This window comes from Paraburkholderia sp. JPY465, assembly GCF_050436725.1.
Taxonomy (GTDB): domain Bacteria; phylum Pseudomonadota; class Gammaproteobacteria; order Burkholderiales; family Burkholderiaceae; genus Paraburkholderia; species Paraburkholderia youngii.
Map to the genome: position 1 here is coordinate 441,097 of NZ_JBNDMT010000006.1, position 19,941 is coordinate 461,037.

Annotated in this window: 15 protein-coding genes; 7 read left to right on the top strand and 8 right to left on the bottom strand. The window is 65.2% G+C overall.

Translation table 11 applies throughout. The features are described from left to right. The first annotated feature begins 165 nt into the window (after positions 1 to 165). Positions 166 to 690, top strand: a complete 525-nt coding sequence (locus tag QFZ94_RS35225) for a CinA family protein (RefSeq protein ID WP_368584218.1) — start codon at positions 166 to 168, stop codon at positions 688 to 690. A gap of 14 nt (positions 691 to 704) precedes the next feature. Then, positions 705 to 1,565 (top strand): ammonia-dependent NAD(+) synthetase, encoded by an 861-nt coding sequence (gene nadE / locus QFZ94_RS35230; protein ID WP_429462719.1) that lies wholly within the window; start codon positions 705 to 707, stop codon positions 1,563 to 1,565. A gap of 14 nt (positions 1,566 to 1,579) precedes the next feature. Here nadE and QFZ94_RS35235 read toward each other — a convergent pair whose 3' ends face one another. The 3 genes from QFZ94_RS35235 to QFZ94_RS35245 form a co-directional block, all read right to left on the bottom strand. After that, entirely contained in the window at positions 1,580 to 1,846 is a 267-nt protein-coding gene (locus QFZ94_RS35235; RefSeq protein WP_429462720.1) for a DUF2934 domain-containing protein, read from the bottom strand. A 241-nt stretch (positions 1,847 to 2,087) separates the two neighbouring features. Then, positions 2,088 to 2,360, bottom strand: coding sequence for a DUF6723 family protein (locus QFZ94_RS35240; protein ID WP_368584221.1), 273 nt, complete (start codon positions 2,358 to 2,360; stop codon positions 2,088 to 2,090). A gap of 135 nt (positions 2,361 to 2,495) precedes the next feature. Further along, positions 2,496 to 3,059, bottom strand: coding sequence for a hemerythrin domain-containing protein (locus tag QFZ94_RS35245; RefSeq protein ID WP_429462721.1), 564 nt, complete (start codon positions 3,057 to 3,059; stop codon positions 2,496 to 2,498). Positions 3,060 to 3,201: 142 nt separating this feature from the next. On the opposite strand from QFZ94_RS35245, the gene QFZ94_RS35250 reads away from it, so the two are divergent. Then, positions 3,202 to 4,281 carry a glycosyltransferase family 4 protein gene (locus QFZ94_RS35250; RefSeq protein ID WP_429462722.1) on the top strand — a complete coding sequence of 360 codons (1,080 nt, stop codon included), beginning with the start codon at positions 3,202 to 3,204 and terminating at the stop codon, positions 4,279 to 4,281. Between the two features lie 7 nt (positions 4,282 to 4,288). On the opposite strand, the gene QFZ94_RS35255 is transcribed toward QFZ94_RS35250, so the two are convergent. Next, the gene (locus tag QFZ94_RS35255) at positions 4,289 to 7,411 is read right to left on the bottom strand and encodes a CheR family methyltransferase (RefSeq protein WP_429462723.1); all 3,123 of its coding nucleotides are present in this window, start codon (positions 7,409 to 7,411) and stop codon (positions 4,289 to 4,291) included. Between the two features lie 269 nt (positions 7,412 to 7,680). Between QFZ94_RS35255 and QFZ94_RS35260 the strand changes: the two genes are divergently transcribed. Then, the gene (locus QFZ94_RS35260) at positions 7,681 to 8,670 is read left to right on the top strand and encodes a chemotaxis protein CheB (protein ID WP_368584225.1); all 990 of its coding nucleotides are present in this window, start codon (positions 7,681 to 7,683) and stop codon (positions 8,668 to 8,670) included. Between the two features lie 106 nt (positions 8,671 to 8,776). Continuing rightward, positions 8,777 to 12,859, top strand: a complete 4,083-nt coding sequence (locus QFZ94_RS35265; protein ID WP_429462724.1) for a CheR family methyltransferase — start codon at positions 8,777 to 8,779, stop codon at positions 12,857 to 12,859. 28 nt (positions 12,860 to 12,887) lie between these two features. Here the strand turns inward: QFZ94_RS35265 and QFZ94_RS35270 are convergent, their stop codons facing one another. Both QFZ94_RS35270 and QFZ94_RS35275 read right to left on the bottom strand, forming a co-directional pair. After that, positions 12,888 to 14,174, bottom strand: a complete 1,287-nt coding sequence (locus tag QFZ94_RS35270; RefSeq protein WP_429462725.1) for a phosphatidylserine decarboxylase family protein — start codon at positions 14,172 to 14,174, stop codon at positions 12,888 to 12,890. Positions 14,175 to 14,202: 28 nt separating this feature from the next. Further along, entirely contained in the window at positions 14,203 to 15,234 is a 1,032-nt protein-coding gene (locus tag QFZ94_RS35275) for a flavodoxin family protein (protein ID WP_429463633.1), read from the bottom strand. Positions 15,235 to 15,410: 176 nt separating this feature from the next. On the opposite strand from QFZ94_RS35275, the gene QFZ94_RS35280 reads away from it, so the two are divergent. Then, complete coding sequence (locus tag QFZ94_RS35280; protein ID WP_429462726.1) at positions 15,411 to 16,118, top strand: PIG-L deacetylase family protein; 708 nt, start codon at positions 15,411 to 15,413, stop codon at positions 16,116 to 16,118. Between the two features lie 58 nt (positions 16,119 to 16,176). Continuing rightward, on the top strand, positions 16,177 to 17,115 hold the full coding sequence (locus QFZ94_RS35285) for a glycosyltransferase family 2 protein (RefSeq protein ID WP_429462727.1): 939 nt from the start codon (positions 16,177 to 16,179) through the stop codon (positions 17,113 to 17,115). Between the two features lie 14 nt (positions 17,116 to 17,129). Here the strand turns inward: QFZ94_RS35285 and QFZ94_RS35290 are convergent, their stop codons facing one another. Beyond that, on the bottom strand, positions 17,130 to 17,891 hold the full coding sequence (locus QFZ94_RS35290; RefSeq protein ID WP_429462728.1) for a response regulator: 762 nt from the start codon (positions 17,889 to 17,891) through the stop codon (positions 17,130 to 17,132). Further along, positions 17,782 to 19,830, bottom strand: coding sequence for an ABCB family ABC transporter ATP-binding protein/permease (locus QFZ94_RS35295; RefSeq protein ID WP_429462729.1), 2,049 nt, complete (start codon positions 19,828 to 19,830; stop codon positions 17,782 to 17,784). Before QFZ94_RS35295 ends, QFZ94_RS35290 begins: the two co-directional genes overlap by 110 nt. Positions 19,831 to 19,941: the final 111 nt, after the last annotated feature.

Below are 19,941 nucleotides of genomic sequence, written 5' to 3' on the forward strand. Positions count from 1 at the left end.
GCCACGCGCGGGTCCGCTGCTCTTCCACGCTTCAGCAATGAGCATACCGCCGGCTTGAACCGATGGCGATGCGCGAAACGTGAAGCGCGCGCGGACCGATCCTTGCTGAGCTTTTGCACCAACGAAACGCCGGTCCGAATCCGTCGCACAACAAAGGCTCAAATTATGAACATTCCCATGCAAGTCGTGTCTTTCCTCAGCTCGCGAGGTCTGAAGCTCGCCACCGCCGAATCCTGCACCGGCGGCCAGATCGCGTCTTATCTAGCCAGCGTGCCGGGTAGCGGCGCGTGTCTCGACGTCGGCTTCGTCAGCTACTCGCCATCAGGCAAAGCAGGCTTTCTCGGCGTGCGGGAAAGCACGATGAAGCAATACGGGCTCACCAGCGAAGCGGTCGCGCGCGAAATGGCCGAAGGTGCGCTAAGTCAGGAAGGCTGCTGCGCCGACATCGCGGTATCGAACACGGGGCTTGCCGATGGCGGCGCGCATGGCAGCTCCGCTGACGGCCCGCCACCAGGCACGCAATGCTTCGCATGGTCGTTCCGACGGCCCGGCGATCGGTTCGTCACGTTCGCCGAGACGCGGCGCTTTTCGGGCGACCGCAACGACGTGCGTTCGTCCGCCGCGCTGTATGCGTTGTCGCGCGTCGAGCATTACTTCGATCAACTTCCGCGCATCGAGCGGGACCACTGAAGAGAGACCGAACGATGAATCTGCACCCTTCCTTCGACACCGGCGCGTGGCAGCAGGCAGTGATCGACGAACTCGGCGTCGAGCGCGATTTCGACGTGGCCCGCGAGCGCGAGCGGCGTGTTGCGTTCCTGAGTGACTACCTGGCGTCGCAAGGCTTGCATACCTATGTGCTTGGCATCAGCGGCGGCGTCGATTCGTCGACTGCCGGACGCCTCGCGCAGCTTGCCGTCGAACGTCTGCGTGCCACCGGCTACGAAGCACACTTCGTCGCGGTGCGTCTACCGTACGGCAGCCAACGCGACGAAGAAGACGCCGCGGCCGCCCTCGCGTTCATCCGCCCCGACGAAACGCTGACGGTCAACATCAAGGAGGCCGCCGACGCGATGCTGTCTTCGCTCAAGCGAGGCAACGTGCAGTACGTCGACGACTTTCATGAAGACTTCGTGCTCGGCAACATCAAGGCGCGGCAACGTATGGTCGCGCAATACGCGATTGCGGGCGCGCGGGTCGGCGTGGTGATCGGCACCGACCACGCGGCCGAATCGCTGATGGGCTTCTTCACGAAGTTCGGCGACGGCGGCGCCGATATCCTGCCGCTGGCAGGTCTGACGAAGCGCCGCGTGCGCGCACTCGCGCATGCGCTCGGCGCATCGGAGCGGCTCGTCGACAAGGTGCCGACCGCGGACCTCGAATCGCTGACGCCGCAGAAACCGGACGAGGACAGCTACGGCATCAGCTACCAGGACATCGACGACTTCCTCGAAGGCAAGCCGGTCAGCGACGAAGTATTGACGACGATTCGCCGCTTTTACATGGCGACGCGCCACAAACGCGCGCTGCCGGTGGCGCCGGCGCGATCGTCGGTGTCGGCGTAGAGCGCGGCGCCCGCTTATCCGGCGCGCGGGCGTTTGGCGCGCTTCGGCGCTTCGATGTCGTCGCCCGGCGTTTCCTGCAGTTGCTCTTCCGGCGCGATGCGCGAGCCCCGATCGCGATCGGCGGACTGATCGGTCGGCTCCTGCGGCGCGCCAGCGCCTTCCGCCTCGATCTGCCGGCGCGCTTCCTCCCAATGGTCGTCGGCGCGCCCTTCCGGCGACGGATCGTTTTCCCAGATCTGGTACGCCCGCGTGCGGATGCGGGCTTCGAGTTCCTTGTCCATATGTGTCTCTCCGTGAACGTGAGCGATGCCGCGGCACGGCGCCACGCGCGCCGGGTCCGAATGACGGCGAGCGACAAGCGAGCAAGGGTTGTTCCGCGCGGCGCGTTGGATCGATGGCACCAGCGCAGGAGAGCGGCGGGCGCACAACTCCACCGTGTGCCGGTCGTAAACCGGGACATGCGTTTGATGGGGATGCCGTCGTCAGCGCGGCGGAGCGCCGCGCGCTACCCGGGCCGCGCGCTCACGCCTCGGGACAGGCAAGGTCGGCCGCGACGATCCGCGCGCCGTACTCCTCGGCGGCGAGCCGCGCTTCCTCGATGCTGTTGAACGGACCGACTTCGGGGGCGCCATCGAACGGGAAAAGACGGCGGCCATCCACTTTACGGCTCACCAGCAGATCGGCATAGAATCGTCCATCGGCGCTGCGTCGAGCGGTGACGTAGATCGAAAAGTCGTCGCGCGAGGCGACTCCTGCCGCCGGATACTGCGTGAGTTTCAGCTTTCTCCTTGACATGGCTCTCCCTGCCTGCATCAGGCGATCCAGTTATGCCCTCCTGAAATCGATGTTAATGGACATGCAAACGGGTGCGTTCGTCCGTAAGCGTCGACTTGTGAACACGACTGTCGCAGCGACGCTTAAAGGCTCCAATCAGGTCTTGTCGCCAACTGCACGACTGCCCGCCTGATCCAGCCTCGCTTGCAGCGCTTCCTTGCGCGCCGCGATCTTCTTACCGAGCGCCGCGAGATCGCAGCCGGTGCGACGCAAGGCCGGAAAGAGCTCGCCTTCCTCTTCCTCGACGTGATGCCGCACCAGTTCGGCCATGACCTTGAACGTCGCGTCGAAGCCTTTGTCGCCCGGCTTCAGCGTCGTGAACTTCGCGATTAGCGTCTTCACCAGAAAATGCTCGACATAGGCTTCATCGACATCGAGCTTGTCGTCGTCGGGCAGTGCTTGCTGCGCGGCCGGATACAACAGCTCTTCCTCGATGATCGTATGCATCGTCAGCTCTTCGCATGCACGCTGCGCCAGCGCGGCTTTGGCTTCGAGCGCGTCGCGCTCGTCACCGCGCGATTTGCCGAACGCATCGAACAGCTTTTCGACGGCGCGGTGATCGGCTTCGAGCAGCGCGAGCGCGTTGGGGGTGCTGGCGGTTTCGCGTGCAGCGGTGGGTTTCGTGTCCTTAGAAGCGGATTGCGTTGCGCGGTCGTTCATGGCGGCTCCTTTGATCGGTCAAGTGCCCGCATCGAGCAAACGCCATACCGCATCACCAGTCGCGCGGCGGTACGGCGATTGCTGCTGGTGGTCCGGCGCGGCGTGTTGCGAGCCAACCTCCCTATCCTCTTTTCAACGCCCGATGAGAATCGCCCAGATCGCTCCGCTTTACGAAAGCGTGCCCCCGTTCGCATACGGCGCGACCGAACGCGTCGTGTCGTATCTGACTGAAGAACTGGTCGCCCGCGGCCACGACGTGACGCTCTATGCGAGCGCCGATTCGACGAGCGCCGCGCGGCTCGTGCCGATCTGTCCGCGCGGTCTTTGGCGCGACGCGAACGTGTGGGACACGCAAACGCATCACGTCAGGCAATTCGCGCGCGTGATCCGCGACGCGGATCAATTTGACGTCGTTCATTTTCACGGCGAGCCATTGCATTTCGCGTGGGCCGAGCGCTTGCCGTGCCGGACGCTGACGACGCTGCACGGCCGTCTGCTGCTGCACGATCATGGGCCTCTGTTCCGCGAATTCGGCGGCGTGCCGGTGGTGTCGATTTCCGCGAGTCAGCGCCGGCCGGTGCCGTGGGCGAACTGGCAGGGCACGGTACATCACGGCTTGCCGCTCGACGAGTTCTCGTTTCAACCGATAGCCGGTTCATATCTGCTATTTCTCGGCCGCATGATGCCGGAGAAACGTCCCGATCTCGCGATCGAAATTGCCCGGCGCAGCGGCTTGCCGTTGAAGATCGCCGCGAAGATCCATTCCGGCGAGCGCGACTATTTCCGCGAGCGCATCGATCCGCTGTTGCGGCGCTCGACAGCGTTCACCGAATACCTCGGCGAAGTCGGCGGCCTCGCGCGCCGGCGGTTGATCGAGAACGCACGCGCGTTGCTGCTGCCGATCGAATGGGACGAGCCGTTCGGCATGGTGATGATCGAGGCGATGGCGTGCGGTACGCCGGTGATCGCGTTTCGCCGCGGCGCGGTGCCGGAGTTGATCGAAGACGGCGTGAGCGGCCTGATCGTCGATAACGTGGACGCGGCGGTGCAAGCGGTTGCGCGCATCGACAGCATCGAGCGCGACGCGTGCCGCCGCTCGTTCGAGCGCCGCTTCACGGCCGCGCGCATGACCGACGACTACCTGACGATCTACGACGCGCTGCTCGCACGCGACACCCGAGACCACCCGCGCGCGACGGGCAGTCAGCCCGCGCCGGTGTAATCGCGATTCAGGTGCGTTCGGGCGCCTCGGTGCGATCGTCATGATCGTCGGACTCCGTCGCATAGCGACGCGATTGGCCGAGTTGCCGGCGCAATTCGTTAACCTCGTTCTTCAGATCGATCATGCGCAGTTCGCGGCCGATCGCCACCTTGTTGAACCGCTCGAGTTCCTCGTTGCGCGCGCGCAGGTCTTCCTCTGCGCGCGCACGTCCGACCACCGCCCAAGTACGCTCGGCCATCAGTTCGAGAAACATCAGTTCCTCGGGCGCCCACGTGTGCGCGGTGTCGAAGTGCATCGTCAGCGCGCCGAGCACGCGGCCCGACTGCACGAACGACATGTTGGCCCACGCGCCGATGCCGAGCGCGTGGCACGCGCGCCGCTCGGCCGCGCTTGCGGCGGGATCGGCCATCACGTCGTTGCTCCAGCCGCTGCGGCCGGTGAACAGCGCCGCGGTGAGCGCAGGCCCGGCGTCGTTGATCGCGCAGCGGCGGCCCAGCATATCGGCCGTGCCTGCGAGCGCGTCGGTCGCGACGATTTCGAGTTCGTCGGGGCCACGCGCTTCCGAGTAGTTGACGCGCGCGGCGCCGAACTGCTGACGCAGCATCCGGATCGCCGTCGAGCGGGTATTGCGGTATCCGGACAGCCCGCGCAGCGCGTTGGCGAAGCGCACCATGAAATCGTGCATCGCGCTTTCGCGCAGCACTCTTTCCGCGTGCTTCAGGTCCGAGATGTCGGTTACCGTGACGGCCACGCCGCTCGTGCCGGTCTGCGACAGAAACGGGCGAATGCGCCGCAGGAACCATCCGCCGCAGGCATTGCGCACCTCGGCTTCGCGCGGTGTCCCGCTCTGCATCACCGCGAGCACGTCGCGCAGGAAATTCACGTCGTCGACCTTCGGCGAAATATCGGCGATGCCGCGACCGACGTCGCCCGTTTTCAGCGGAAATATCTCGCAGATCGAAGGCGTGAACCAGCGCACACGCAGCGTCTCGTCGAGAAACATCGCCATCACTGCGCCGGCGCTCAGCACGCCGCTTTGCATCTCCAGTTCCGCAATCTTGCCGGTGAGCCGCGCATTGGCCTGGTTCAGATCGTCGTTGACGAGATTGAGCTGCTCGTTCGCGGCTTTCAGTTCCTCGTTGAGCACCTGCAACTCTTCGCGCGACGCCTCCAGTTCCTCGCGCGAGATGCGGATCGCTTCGCTCCACTCGCTGGAAGCCGCGACATCCGCAGCGTGGCTCGGCAGCGCAACGGGTTCGGTGGCACCGGGCCGAATCTCGCGCGCGCGGGAAATGAACGCTGCGAGCAGCCGCGGCGCGGCGCCGTTTTGTGCGCCTCGAATCGGTGTCAGCCGGATCTGGAACGCGTGCGTGATGTTCCCTTCGTCACGCAGGCCGTTGACGATCGTCGGCTGACCGTCTTCGAGCGCCATCTTCGCGGCCGCCTTCAGGCTCGACGCCAGTTCGCGCTGCGTCAGTTCGAGCAGATTGTCGGTTGGCTGGCCGGCTGGGACGCGCAGGAATTTTTCCGTATCGCCATACACACGCAGCACGCGGAATTCGTCGTCGATCAGCACCGACGGGAAATCCCGCTGCGAATGCGCGCTCGAATGACCGATGAATGGCACGGCGCTCGCGCGCAAGCTTGTCGCGACACGCAACGGGAAGCGGACCTCGACGTCGCTCGCCGGGCCTGTCTTGCGGTAAATATGCCAGCGGCTCGACACGACGTTGAAGCCGCCTTGCCGCGACAACAGCGGCTCGCCCTTGCCGAGAAACAGATAGCCGCCCACCTTCAGCGAACTGTGCAGCAGGAACACGACGCGCTTGACCGCTTCGGGGTCGAGATAAATCAGCAGGTTGCGACAAGTGACCAGATCGAGGTTCTTGAACGGCGGATCGAGCAGCAGGTCCTGCGGCGCGAATACCATCTTTTCGCGCAGGTGGCGTTTGACGCGCCAGTTGCCGTCGGTGGAATAGAAGAACTTCTGTTGACGTGCCGTGGAGACGTTCTTCAGCGCGTCGCCCGAAAACGCGCCGCGGCTCGCTCGCGCGACGATTTCCGGCGACGCATCGGTCGCGAACACCTGGAAATCGAACGGACGGCCGGTGTTTTCAGCATGCTCTTGCAGAAGCATCGCGACCGAATACGCTTCTTCGCCGGTCGCGCAGGCTGGTGTCCAGGCCCGCACGACATCGCCCGCGCGGCGCTCGCTCAGCATCGGCTCGATGACCTCATGCCGCAGCACGTCCCAGGCGGGCGCATCGCGGAAGAACTCGGTCACGTGAATCGGAATGCCGCGGATCAGCGCTTCGAGCTCGGCCGGGTCGTCGCGCAACAGCGACTCGTAGTCGCCGAACGATTCGGCGCGCCGTAGATCCATGCGCTGCTGGATGCGCCATAGCAGCGGGGTCGCCTTGTAACCACCCAGATCGAAGCCCGCCTGCTTGCGGATCATCCCGACGATCTCATCGAGCGTTCGCGTAATCTCGCCGGTCCACGCGACTTCATTGGCCGGCCGCACATAGGCGGGTGACGCGCAGCGCAGCAGCTGTTTCGCGATCTCGCCGACCGGCAGGATATAGTCGGCGGCGCCGCGCGAAATCACCGCTCTCGGCATGCTGTCGTTCATCGTGGTGACCGGGTCCTGCACGAGCACCACGCCGCCGGCACGCTTCACGCAGATCGCGCCGGCCGCGCCATCGGTGCCGGTGCCGCACAGGATCGCGGCGAGCGCATGGGAGCCGCGATCTTGCGCGAGGCTTTCAAGGAATGCGTCGATGGTGTCGATGCCGGGGCGGCGGCTGCCGCCGTCGACCGGCCGCGTGCGAAAGAGGCCGCCTTCGAGAGTCAGTACGTCGTCGGAACCCGCGACGTACACGTGGTTCGGCTCGGGACGCTCGCCGTTGTTCGCGGCACGGACCGGCAGCAACGTCCACTTGCTGACCAGATTCACGAGCTCGTTCGATCCACCCGGCAGCTGGTGTTGCACGACGACGAGCGCAAGCGCAGGTTCGGCGGGCAAAGCCTGAAGCAGGCAATGCATCGCCTCGATGCCGCCGGCGGATGCGCCAATGCCAACGACGTGGCAGCTTTCCGCTGGCGCGGAAGCTTGAATCGGAGTCGCCATGAGTGTGAGCTTGCGCAGGAACGTCGTATCGTGCCGGCCATGTCCGGCACGCCTGTCCTAGATGTTCATCATATGCCTGTGCGTGGTTCGCGGCGCTTTCGTCCCGCGTGGCTGATTTGTGGCGGAGGCTGAAGACCGGGGTCGACGCAAAGGACGTTTTCACCGGCGACGGCGCAATAAAAATGCCCGGACGGCATATCGCTTGCTCATTAAGTTGACTGACACGAAAGGCCCGCTTTCGAGTCCTGCTTCCACGTCCCGGAGTCCACTTGACCCACCGTGATTTCATCGTAATCGGCACGTCCTCGGGAGGGGTCGACGCGCTGCGTGCGCTTGCGTCGCAGCTTCCCGTCGATATGCCCGCCAGCATCGCCGTCGTGCTGCACATCGGCGCGCACGGCAGCATGCTGCCCACGCTTCTGAACCAGGCCGGCCCGCTACCGGCCAAGCACGCGCAGGATGGCGAACATTACGCGCCCGGCAGAATTTACGTGGCGCCGCCCGATCGGCACCTCGTGGTGGAGGACGGCCAGCTGCGGCTGCTGCATGGCGCGAAAGAAAACTTCGCGCGCCCCGCGATCGACCCGCTGTTTCGCAGCGCGGCCGCGCAGATGGGACCACGCGCGATCGGCGTGATCCTGACCGGCCTGCTCGACGATGGCGCCGCGGGCCTCGAAGCGATCCAGGCGTGCGGCGGCACGACGGTCGTGCAGGACCCCGACGACGCGTTCGCGAGCGAGATGCCACGTCACGCAACGCCCTTCGCCGACCACGTGCTGCCGCTTCAGCAACTGGGCCCATGTTTGGTAAAACTGACCGGCGGCATTGCCAATCCGCCGGTAAATCTCGGCCCGGCGCAACGCGAGGCCTCCGACCGCGTCGTCCTCGAACAGCGCGCGTGGCTGTCCGGCACCGCGCCGTTCGACGCGATCGAGGGACTGGCGGCGCCGTCGACTTTTACATGCCCCGAATGCAACGGCACGCTGTGGCGCATCACCGCTTCGCGCGTGCTGCGTTACCGCTGCCATACCGGCCATGCATACTCGGCCGCATCGCTCGACGACGGCCGCATGACCGATGCTGAGATGTCGCTGCGCAATGCGCTGCGGGCGCTGCGCGAGCGCGAAATGTTCAGCCGTGAGCTCGGCGCACACTTCGCGGCGATAGGAGACACCGCCGCACAACAACGCGAGGAGGACAACGCCCGGCGCGCGGGCCACGCGGCCGAACTCTTGCAGTCGATGCTGCTGGAAAAATGAGTGCAATGCGGGATAATAGCGATCCGGGCCGAGCAAGAAATGGGCTCGTTGCCCTATAAAAATCCACCGCTGAACACTATCCTTTTCCAAGAAGGGACACGCAGCCATGTCAAAGAAGCGAGGGCAAACTCTGCCTAGCCAGGCACTCTACCCGATCGTCGGTATCGGCGCATCGGCGGGGGGGCTTAACGCGCTGACGGAATTCTTCGAGGCACTGCCCGCGCATACGTCGATGGCCTTCGTCGTGGTCGTTCACCTGTCGCCGGACCACGAAAGCAATCTGGCCTCGCTGCTGCAGAAGGTCACCAGCATGCCGGTGCAGCAGGTCACGGGCCCCACGCAAATCGAATCGGACCACGTTTATCTGGTCGCCCCCTCGTTCGAAATGATCATGGTGGACGGCTACCTGCGCGTCACGCAGAAGCAGTCCGAAGAAGGACGCCGCGCGAGCATCGATCTGTTCTTCCGCACGCTCGCCGAGGCGCACCGCGAACGCGCGATCGGCATCGTGATGTCGGGTGCGGGCTCGGACGGCTCGGTCGGCCTGTCGCGCATCAAGGAAATGGGCGGCATCACGCTCGTGCAGGACCCTTCCGAAGCCGAATACGACAGCATGCCGCGCAGCGCGATCGCGACCGGCATGGCCGACTTCGTGATGACCGCGGCGGAGATGCCGCAGCGCCTGCTCGATCTGTGGTCCACCGCGCGGGAAATCCACCTGCCGGCCGTGCAGCCGGACGAGCCCGAGGAAGATACGGTCAACGAGTCGGCCGAGCGCGCGCTGCGCGAGATCATGGTGATCCTGCGCACCCGCACCGCGCACGACTTCCGGCATTACAAACGGGCTACGGTTCTGCGCCGTATCGAACGCCGGCTGCAGGTCAACGGCATTACGGATTTGCAGGCGTATCGCGATTATCTGCATCTGCACCCTGAAGAAACGCAGGCGCTGCTGCAGGACATGCTGATCAGCGTCACCAATTTCTTCCGCGACAAGGAAGCGTTCGACGTGCTCGAGCGCGAGGTGTTGCCGCCGCTCTTCGAAAACCGCGGCGAACAGGACCGCATCCGCGTCTGGTCGGTGGGCTGCGCGACCGGCGAGGAAGCGTATTCGTTGGCAATGCTGCTGCAGGAGCGCTCGCTTAAGTCGCCCGAGGGCGTGTCGTTCCAGGTATTCGCAACCGATATCGACGAGCGCGCCATTGCGTTCGCGCGCGTGGGCCTGTACCCGGATTCGGTCTCGGCCGACCTGACGCCGGCGCGCATCCGCCAGTTCTTCACCAAAGACGCCGCGCACTTCCGGATCAAGAAAGAGCTGCGCGAACACATGCTGTTCGCGCACCATAACGTGCTCAGCGACCCGCCGTTCTCGCGGCTCGATATGATCTGCTGCCGCAATCTGCTGATCTATCTGGACCGCGAAGCGCAGATCGAAATTCTGAAGATGTTCCACTTCGCGCTGCGGCCCGGCGGCGTGCTGTTTCTCGGCAGCTCGGAGTCGGCCGACAGCGTGAGCTCGATGTTCACCGTGGTCGACAAGCGCAACCGCATCTACCGCGCGAACATGGCCGTGCGCGGCGACACGCCGATGCCCATCGCGATTTCGGGCACGATGAGCTCGCGCCCCCTCGTCACCACCGTGCAGCCGCCCGGGCGCCGGCGCTTTTCATTCGGTGATCTGCATCAACGGCTCGTCGAGCAATATGCGCCGCCCAGCGTGCTGGTGAGCCGCGAATCCGAAATCGTTCATCTGTCCGACCGCGCCGGGCGTTTTCTGCAATATTCGGGCGGCGAGCCGTCGCATAACATCGTGGCCGCCGTGCGTCCGGAACTGCGGCTCGAACTGCGTACCGCGATCTATCAGGCCTTGCACACGAACCGCAGCGTCGAAGCGCGCCGCGTGCACATCGAGCGCGATGGCCGTTCTTACTTCGTCAACATGACCGCGCGGCCGGTGCACGACCCGGAAGCGAACGCGGACTTCGTGCTGGTGCTGTTCGACGAGGTCGAAGACAGCATGGCCAACGCCGAAACGGCGTCGGCCGACGTGCAGAAAGACCCGATCATCAGCCAGCTCGAACGCGAGCTGCAACGCACGAAGGAGCAGCTGCAGTCCACCATCGAGCAGTCGGAGACCTCGACCGAGGAGCTGAAGGCGTCGAACGAGGAATTGCAGGCGATCAACGAGGAACTGCGCTCGGCGACCGAGGAGCTGGAAACCAGCAAGGAAGAGCTGCAATCGATCAACGAAGAGCTGACTACGGTCAACGCGGAGCTGAAGTCGAAGGTCGAGGAAACCGGCAAGATCAACGACGACCTGCATAACCTGATCGCCGCGAACGACATCGGCACGATCTTCGTCGACCGCAACATTTGCATCAAGCGCTATACGCCGCGCGCCACCGACGTGTTCAGCATCATTCCGTCGGACATCGGGCGCTCGCTGCTCGACATCACCCACCGCCTCGAATACGACAAGCTCGCCGACGACGCGGCCGAAGCATTCGAATCGCTGCGCCTGATCGAGCGCGAGCTGAAGAGCAATGACGGGCGGTGGTATCTCGCGCGCTTCGTGCCCTACCGCACGACAGAAGACCGCATCGACGGCGCGGTGCTGTCGTTCATCGACATCACCGGCCGGCGTCAGGCGGAAGACCGGCTGCGCGAAGGCGAACGGCGCATGCGCCTCGTCGCCGAGGGCACCAAGGACTACGCGATCATCACGTTCGACGAAAACGGCGTGATCAATAGCTGGAACGCGGGCGCGGAACGGATTTTCGGCTATTCCGAAGCCGAAATGATCGGCCAGTCCGCCGACATCCTGTACACCGACGAAGACCGCGCCGCGAACGTTGCGCAACGCGAGTTCGCCGAAGCGCGTCTGAACGGCCGCGCCGAAGAGGAGAGCTGGCATCTGCGCAAGGACGGCACGCGCTTTTTCGCGAGCGGTGTGCTGTCCCGTCTCGACGAGCCGGGTCTTAGCGGCTTTGCGAAGATCACGCGCGATCTCGGCGAGTTCGCCAGCGATCCGACCTCGGGACGCGGCACCCACGTCGAAACGCTGCGCGCGGCGAGCGAGCGCGAAGCGCAGCGGCGCCGCGACGAATTCCTGGCGGTCGTCTCGCACGAGCTCAAGCATCCGCTGAACCTGATATCAGCGAGCGCCGAACTGATCGCGCGCGCGCCCGAAACGCGCCAGAACCTGAACGTGTCGCGCGCGACCGATACGATCCGCCGCACCGTGATCGGCCAGGCGCAAATCATCGACGACCTGCTCGATATTTCGCGCGTGCGCACCGGCAAGCTGTCGGTCGTGCGCACCGTGGTCGACATGCGCGAGATCGTGCAGCGCGTATGCAGCGCGGTGCAGGACGATGCCGCGCAGCGCGGCATCACATTGAGCGTCGAAGTGACCGATGCGCCCGTGATCATTCATGCGGATCTGACGCGTATCGAGCAGATCGTGTGGAATCTGATCAGTAATGCGCTGAAGTTCACGCAGCGCGGCTCGATCCAGGTGTCGTTGCAGGTCAATGACCACGCAGAGGCCGTGCTGCGCGTCAGCGATACCGGCACCGGCATCGAGGCCTCGCTGCTGCCGCATATCTTCGAGATGTTCCAGCAGAGCCGCGATCCGGCCTCGCGCCGCGGGGGCCTCGGCATCGGCCTTGCGTTGGTGCGCGATCTGGTCAACCTGCACGGCGGCGCGGTGCGCGCGGAGTCGGAAGGCATCGGCCGCGGTGCAACCTTCACGGTGACGCTGCCTACCCACCGGCTCGCCACCCGCACGAGCGCGGGGATCGAAATCACCGGCGAGCCGCTGAAAGGCACGCGCATCCTGATGGTCGACGACGACGCCGCGACCGTCGAAACCTTCAAGCTGCTGCTGGAAAGCGAGGGCGCCGAAGTGCGCACCGCGACGAGCGGCGAGGAAGCGCTGACGATCATCAACGGTAACGCGCCCGATATCATCCTGTCCGACATCGGCATGCCGGGCATGGACGGTATGGAGTTCATCGGCAAGCTGCGCAGCATGCCGGCGATGAAGTCCGTGATCTGTATCGCGGTTAGCGGCTTCGGCCAGCAGGCGGACGTCAGCGCGGCCGAAGATGCGGGCTTCGACGCGCACCTGAAAAAGCCGGTGGTTCTCGAAGACCTGCTGAGCATTTTCGCGCGGCTGCGCAGTTGAATCCGCCGCCCGGCGGCGCGCAGCGCGTCTAGCCGTTGCTTTGCGACGGCGATGCGTTGCGCGACCCGACCCTTGCAACGGCCGCGTTGACCTTGATCGGCGGCTGCTTGTCGCCGAACGGCGGCTCGACGACGAAGCGCTCGATCACGCCCGGCTCGAACACCAGGCAGCAGGTCGATCCGCCGTACTGGAAAAACCCCAACTCATCGCCCTTTCGGACGCGTTGCCCCGGCAACGCCTCGATGATGCACGACGACACGTCCGCCATGCCGACGAGCACGCACGCCACCTGCCCCACCGCCGGATCGTCGCATTCGATCACGATCACCGCGCGCGCCGCGAGCGCCGTGATGTAGCCCTGCGAATCGTTGAGCCCGCTCGGGTCTTCGCCTTCGCTATCGGCGGTCGAATAGTAGCTGCCGTCCGCCGCGTACGCGCGCGAGATCACGCCACTGACCGGCGCATGCCAGCGGTGATAGTTGAACGCGCTCAGAAACGCCTGATACACCGAGCCGCCCTCGAAGCGCCGCGCCAGTTCGCGTTCGCGCGAGCTCAGCATGTCTTCGAGCGAATACGGCTGCGACTTGATCCAGAACGTGTCGCGCAGCTGCACACCGTGCTGCACGTTGTACGGCGTCGCCTCGCACGCGCTGACGATCAGCCTGTCGTTGTCCGGCTCCTCGACCGGCCGCATGCCGGGACGAAAGCGCCGGGTGAAGAAATCGTTCCACGACGTAAAACCCCAATACGGTTGCTCGGGATCGCAAACGAATTGGGCGAGGCCGATCCGTTGATCGGCCTCGGCACTGAACCAGCCGTCGGGCGACGACGGATTCAAATGTTCGCGTGAATGCGGACCGCTCAGAAAACCGCACCAGCAGTTCAGCACGTGTTTGAGTTGCGCGTTGAGCGCCGGGTCGCGAAACAGCGCATAGCCGGACGGCATGCACATCGGCCAGTCGAGCACCGCGTTCAGAGGACAATGAATCAGATTGGATTCGCTGAACGGCGGCGCGTACGTCATCAGGTAATCGACGACCGTCATCAGCTCGTCGATCGTTGCATAGCCGAGCACGTAGCCCGCTTGCTGTGCCTGCATGATGGCCCGCGTCATATCCATGCGCAGCACCGGATCGCCTTCGATCAGCGCCGCGAGTTCCGCGACGGCGCGCGTGCGTGGCGCGGTGCGCGCACGTTCGCGCGCTTTCGCGGCCAGCGCGGTCCGGTAGCGCGCGAGATGCGCTTCCTCGCTCGGCAGCCATCCTCCGAGCCGGCGCCGTTGCGTGCGCGGGCTCGCCACTTCGTCGTTCGTCATGCTTGGCCTTTCTGGTCTGAGTTGGGGATCATTTGGCGCGCGGCGTGCCGAGGCTGTCGTCCGGTTCCTTGCGCCCGCCACGGATCTGCTCCACGCAGGTCGCGACCGCCTCGGCCACGTTGGCCACTTCCTGCTGCATGTCCTCGTCGCGATCGAGCGCTTCATGGCTGGTCGCGTAAGGCTCGTAATAGCCGATAAAGCGATCGAGCCGCGACTTCGCGCCCGCTTCGACGAAGCCCATCCAGTCGAGCCAGTCGGCGAGCGCCCTGCGCGAGTCCTCGATGCCGGCGACGTCGCCATGCACGACGACGCCATAGGCCCGGCCCGCCAGATGTTTCGGATAGTCCCAGCCGGCCAGTTCGAGACGCTTCGCTTCGTCGGGTTTCTTGCCGTGCGTCGAGGTGGGATCGGGATTGCCGCCGTCGGCGCAAACAAGGCGATCCATCATCAGCTTCAGCGGCGCGGACACCTGATACCAGTAGACCGGCGTCACGATCAGCACGCCATGGCAGGCGGCAAAGCGCTCGTAGATCTCGTTCATCCAGTCGTTGACGAGCCCGAGCGAATGGTTCGGATAACAGCTGCATGGCCAGTGACACAGCGGCATCGCGGTCGACACACAGCCTTTGCACGGGTGAATATGCAAGTCGCGATCGGAGTTCAGCTGCGACAGGTCGAGGAAATCGACGTCGAAGGTCCGGCGTTCGAGCGCCTGTTGCGCGATCTTCGCGAGCCGGAAGCTCTTCGACATCTCGCCGGGGCACGTGTAGTCGTTACGCGAGGACGCGTTGATCACGAGCACGCGCGAGCGCGTCGCCGGATCGCGCTGTCGCGCCTGCGCCGCCTTCATGCGCTCGCTCGCCGCTCGCCATTCGACCGACAGGTCGTAGTCCGGGTCGGCGAATCCCGGGCCGGCCTTTTCGGTGACCGGCGCCTTGCGGCCGTGTGAGTAAGCATCCCACGCGATCGCTTCGAGCCGCGCGAGCGATGCGTCTTCCGCGCGGAACGCCGGGTCGTAGAAGCGGGCCATGAAACGCTCGCGAAACGCGTCGCGAGACATTGCTTCGGTTACCTGACCTTTGCGGACTTCGACGGTATGGATGTGATCGGGCGGTTTTGCAGGCGGGCTCATGGCTGAATTTGTAAGCAGTAGTAGAAACGCAGGTCAGCAAGGGCTATTCCAGCACCGCCCCGTCGCGCGCCGCGACGGCGGCACGGAGCTTGCTATTCGCCGGTATGGAATCGAACCAGCGCCTGCTCGTCATCTCACCGCATCTGGACGATGCGGTCCTCAGTTGCGGACTTCTGCTCGCCGCGCATCCCGGGACGGTCGTTTGCACGGTTTTCACCGCGCCGCCCGCCGAGAAAATCACGACCGACTGGGACCGCGCGGCCGGTTTCGCCGACGCATTCGAAGCGATGCGCACGCGTCAGGCGGAGGACCGGGAGGCGCTGGGATTGCTGTCGGCGATGCCCGTGCATTTGCTGTTCCGCGACGCGCAATACCATGCGTCGCCCGGTACGGACGAGCTGATTACGGCGTTGAGCCAGACCGTTGCTCATGCGAAACCCACGCGTGTCCTGATGCCGTTGGGACTGTTCCACTCGGATCACGTTATGGTGGCCGATGCCTGTCTGGCACTGATGCGGCGCCAGCCTGCGATGCGCTTCATCGCCTATGAGGAAGTGCCCTATCGGCGCATACCCGGCGTCGTGCAAGCGCGCCTATGCGACCTGGCGACCCGCGGCTATGCCGCTGACGCGCCGCACGCGCTGGACGTGCCCGGCACGACGAAACACGAGCGTATGAAGCGCGCGGCACTCGACGCCTATCGCAGCCAATTGCGCGCGTTCGGTCCCGAAGGACAGGCGAGCCTCTTTTCGGCCGAACGCTATTGGCAGCTCGGCCACGGTGAATCCAGTCGACACCCGCAAAACGCGTGACGCACGGCACGGGGTTTGCTTCGCCGTCGCTGTCCAACCGTCGAAGCGATTGCACAGCATGCGAACAAAAACCGCCCACCCGCGCATTTCGATCGTCGTTCTCACGTATAACCGTGCGGGCGAATTGCTCACCACCCTGGAACGTCTGCTCGCATTACCCGAAAGCCCGCCCATCATCGTCGCCGACAACGGCTCCACCGACAACACGGTCGCACTCGTCGAAGCGCGCTATCCGAGCGTTCGCATCGTCGAATGCAACGGCAATCTCGGCGCGGCGGGCCGCAACCATGCGGTCGCGTGCGTCGAGACCGACTATGTCGCGTTCTGCGATGACGACACCTGGTGGGAGCCCGGCTCGCTCGAACGCGCGGTGCAATTGCTCGACGCCTGGCCCCGCGTCGGCGTGCTCAATGCGCGCGTGGCCGTCGGCGCTGACCACGCGACCGATCCGACCTGTGCGTTGATGCGCGCAAGCCCGCTGGGACGTGTCGGCCTGCCCGGGCCTGCTTTGATCGGCTATATGGCGGGCGCGTGCGTGTTTCGTACCGCGCTGTTTCGGGAGGTCGGCGGCTATGAGCCGCGCCTTTTCATCGGCGGCGAGGAAACGCTCGTTTCACTCGACGTGCTCGCGTCGGGACATGCGATCGCCTACTGCGAGCAGTTGACGCTCCAGCATCGTCCGTCGCCGGTGCGCGACAGCGCGTTGCGGCGACGCATGCTCGCCCGCAATGCCGCGTGGGTGGCATGGCTGCGTCTGCCGTTGGGCGAAGCGTTGAGCGCGACGTTGCGCGCCCTCGACGTATTCGCGCGAGAAGGCACGCTGGTGCGCGACGGCATCGAATTGCTGGCTGGGCTTGCGTGGACCGTGCGAGAACGCCGGGTGGTCCCGCAGTCGATCCTCGCGATGCGCGACCGCGTGCGCGCGGCCGAGCGCAATCTCGACGCGTCCGCAACGACGTCCGTGGTAGGAAGCCCGACGCGCCGACCTGAGACCTGAATCACGCGCTTTCCTTATCCTGGCAACGTCGAGTCAGCGCTCGACGGCACAGGCGCGAGCCGACGGATCGCGGCGATCAGTTCTTCAGGCGGCACGGGCTTGTTCAAATGTGCGTCGAAGCCCACGCCGCGCGCGTGCTGTTCGTCGAGTGCGTCCGTGTAGCCGGTCAACGCAATCGCGGGCAGTGGCGGTGGCCTGCCCGGCAAGGACGGCCGCTCGCCTTCCAGTTCGCGCAAGCGGCGCAGCACGTCGTAGCCATCTTCGCCGGCCAGCACCAGGTCGCAGAGCAGCACCTGCGGCCATTGCGCCGGGTCCGTCGCGCGCAGCCAATCCAGCGCTTCGCGGCCGGATGCGAACAGCCGCACACGTGCGCCGCTCGTGCTCAGCACCGCTTCGAGCGCGTCACGTGCTTCTTCCTGATCGTCGATCGCGAGCACGAAGAGGCCGTCGAGCGAAGCTGGCTCGGCCGAATCCGCTCCGGTGGACTCTGAAGCCAATGGCGGCTGCGCATCCGCGACCGGCCGCAGCGGCAGCATCGCCACATACGCGAGCCGCCCATTCAGCGGGGTCAGCGTGAAGCTGCCGCCCGCAGCCGCCAGCGCGCTTTCCAAATGCCGCGCCGTCGCCTGCGATAGCTCGGCCGGTTTGTCGCCCATGCCAAGCACGCTAAACCATACGTGATTGCCGTGACGCTCCGCGCGCAATGCGATGCGCTGTCCCGGCTGCGCCTGCGCGATCTCGTTGCGGCACAACTCGGCGATCAGCGGCTGCAGCACGCTCGGATCGCGCGGTCAAGCGCAGTTCGTTGTCGGTCGGCTCTGCGTAGACGACCACGCGCTGCGCGGCGATCTCGTCGTGCAACGCATCGATCACACCCGCCGTCAATGCGCTGACGCTGACCGACCGAGCAGTCAGCCGGCGCTGCGCGTGTTCGAGTTCGCCCTGCTGCCATTGCAGCGACCACATCTTCGCGTACACAGCCTCGCGCGCGAGCAGCTCCCGATGCGTGCCCTGCTCTACCACCTGGCCATGCTCCATCACCAGAATCCAGTCCGCGTCGACGACAGTAGAGAGCCGATGCGCGATCACGATCGACGTACGGCCTTGCGCGAGACGCGTCAGCTCGGTCTGGATCGCGCGCTCGGAGCGCGTGTCGAGCGCCGAGGTCGCTTCGTCGAACACGATGATGCGCGGGTCCTTCAGGATCGCGCGCGCAATTGCGATACGCTGCCGCTCGCCGCCCGACAGCCGCACGCCGCGCTCGCCAACGCGCGTGTCGTAGTGATCGGGCAAGCGCTCGATGAATTCGTCGAGCTGCGCGGCACGCGCGGCGCGCACCACGTCCGCACGTGTCGCCGACGGACGTCCATACGCAATGTTGTAGGCGATCGTTTCATTGAACAGCACGGTGTCCTGCGGCACGATGCCGATCGCCTCGCGCAGACTGCGCTGCGTGACCTGGCTGATGTCTTGCCCGTCGATGCGGATCATGCCGCGCTCGGGCCGATAGAGCCGGAACAACAGCTTCACGAGCGTCGATTTGCCCGAGCCGCTGCCGCCGACCACCGCGAGCGTCTTGCCCGGATACGCATGGAAGTCGACATCGCGCAGCACCTGACGCGCGGTGTCGTAGCCAAAATCGACGTGCTCGAACTCGATCAGCCCCGCGCCGACCTTCAGCGGCTGCGCGTCGCGGGCATCGATATCCTCGCCGACGCGGCCGCGCGCGGCCAGAATCACGAACATGCGCTCGACGTTGACGAGCGCGTCGTTGGTCTCACGAAACACGAAGCCGAGCGTGTTCAACGGCATGCAGACCTGAATCAGGTAGGCGTTGACCAGAATCAGATCGCCGACGCTCATGCTGCCGGCCACCACGTGCTGCGCGGCGAGCAGCATGACCCCCGCCACCCCGAGCGCGATCACCGCGCTCTGTCCCACGTGCAACGCGGTCAACGCGTTCTGGTTCGCGATGCGCGCGTGGACCCACTTTTCCAGCACGTCGCCGAGCCGTCGAGTTTCGCTGTCTTCGGTCGCGAAGTACTTGACCGTGTCGTAGTTCAGCAGACTATCGACGAGCCGGCCGTCCGATTGCGCTTCGAGCAGATTGACCGCGCGCTGGAACGCGACGCGTCGCCGCGTGAACACGAACGTATAACCCGCATACAGCACGAAGGTCGCGACGATCACGAGCATGAATTCGCGCGCGTAGGCGTGCACCATGATCGCGACGATCACCGCGATCTCGAAGAAGGTCGGCACGATCGTAAACAGCGCGGTGCCGAGCAAAAATCCGATACCGTCGGCGCCTTTCTGCACGTCGCGCACGATCGCGCCCGTCTCGCGCCGCGCATGAAAGCGCGCGCTCAACCGATGCAGATGCGCGAAGGTCCGCTCGGTCAGCGCCGCGACCGTGCGCTGCACGACGATGCTGAACACGACGTCGCGCGCCTCGTTCAGCGCGTCGCCGAGAAAGCGCAGCAGCGCATAGGCGAGCACGAGGAACACCGGAAACGCCGCATGCGCGAGCGGATGGCCGAGTTCATCGACGATGTGCTTCAGCGTGAGCGGCATCAGCACGGTCGCGAGCCGGGCCGTGATCATCAGCGCGAGCGCCCCGCTGGTCTGCCAGCGATAACGCCATACCGCATGCGCGAGATCGCCGACGATTCGGCGCGTCAGTTCGGAGCGAGGCGGCGGGACGGAATTCGGCATGGGATCCTGGTCGGGGGCGCGCCCGGATAAAAACGTCGCACAAATGGGGCGTTCAGCAAGTGACGCGCCCGGCGGCGAGCGAAAAATGACCGGTGTACGGCAACTCTCGCC

What these genes read in the sequence shown, in the direction of transcription:
- QFZ94_RS35225 (WP_368584218.1), top strand. Translation starts at nt 166, where the DNA reads ATGAACATTCCCATGCAAGTCGTGTCTTTCCTCAGCTCGCGAGGTCTG.
- nadE (WP_429462719.1), top strand. Translation starts at nt 705, where the DNA reads ATGAATCTGCACCCTTCCTTCGACACCGGCGCGTGGCAGCAGGCAGTG.
- QFZ94_RS35235 (WP_429462720.1), bottom strand. Translation starts at nt 1,846, where the DNA reads ATGGACAAGGAACTCGAAGCCCGCATCCGCACGCGGGCGTACCAGATC.
- QFZ94_RS35240 (WP_368584221.1), bottom strand. Translation starts at nt 2,360, where the DNA reads ATGTCAAGGAGAAAGCTGAAACTCACGCAGTATCCGGCGGCAGGAGTC.
- QFZ94_RS35245 (WP_429462721.1), bottom strand. Translation starts at nt 3,059, where the DNA reads ATGAACGACCGCGCAACGCAATCCGCTTCTAAGGACACGAAACCCACC.
- QFZ94_RS35250 (WP_429462722.1), top strand. Translation starts at nt 3,202, where the DNA reads ATGAGAATCGCCCAGATCGCTCCGCTTTACGAAAGCGTGCCCCCGTTC.
- QFZ94_RS35255 (WP_429462723.1), bottom strand. Translation starts at nt 7,411, where the DNA reads ATGGCGACTCCGATTCAAGCTTCCGCGCCAGCGGAAAGCTGCCACGTC.
- QFZ94_RS35265 (WP_429462724.1), top strand. Translation starts at nt 8,777, where the DNA reads ATGTCAAAGAAGCGAGGGCAAACTCTGCCTAGCCAGGCACTCTACCCG.
- QFZ94_RS35270 (WP_429462725.1), bottom strand. Translation starts at nt 14,174, where the DNA reads ATGACGAACGACGAAGTGGCGAGCCCGCGCACGCAACGGCGCCGGCTC.
- QFZ94_RS35275 (WP_429463633.1), bottom strand. Translation starts at nt 15,234, where the DNA reads ATGTCTCGCGACGCGTTTCGCGAGCGTTTCATGGCCCGCTTCTACGAC.
- QFZ94_RS35280 (WP_429462726.1), top strand. Translation starts at nt 15,411, where the DNA reads ATGGAATCGAACCAGCGCCTGCTCGTCATCTCACCGCATCTGGACGAT.
- QFZ94_RS35285 (WP_429462727.1), top strand. Translation starts at nt 16,177, where the DNA reads ATGCGAACAAAAACCGCCCACCCGCGCATTTCGATCGTCGTTCTCACG.
- QFZ94_RS35295 (WP_429462729.1), bottom strand. Translation starts at nt 19,830, where the DNA reads ATGCCGAATTCCGTCCCGCCGCCTCGCTCCGAACTGACGCGCCGAATC.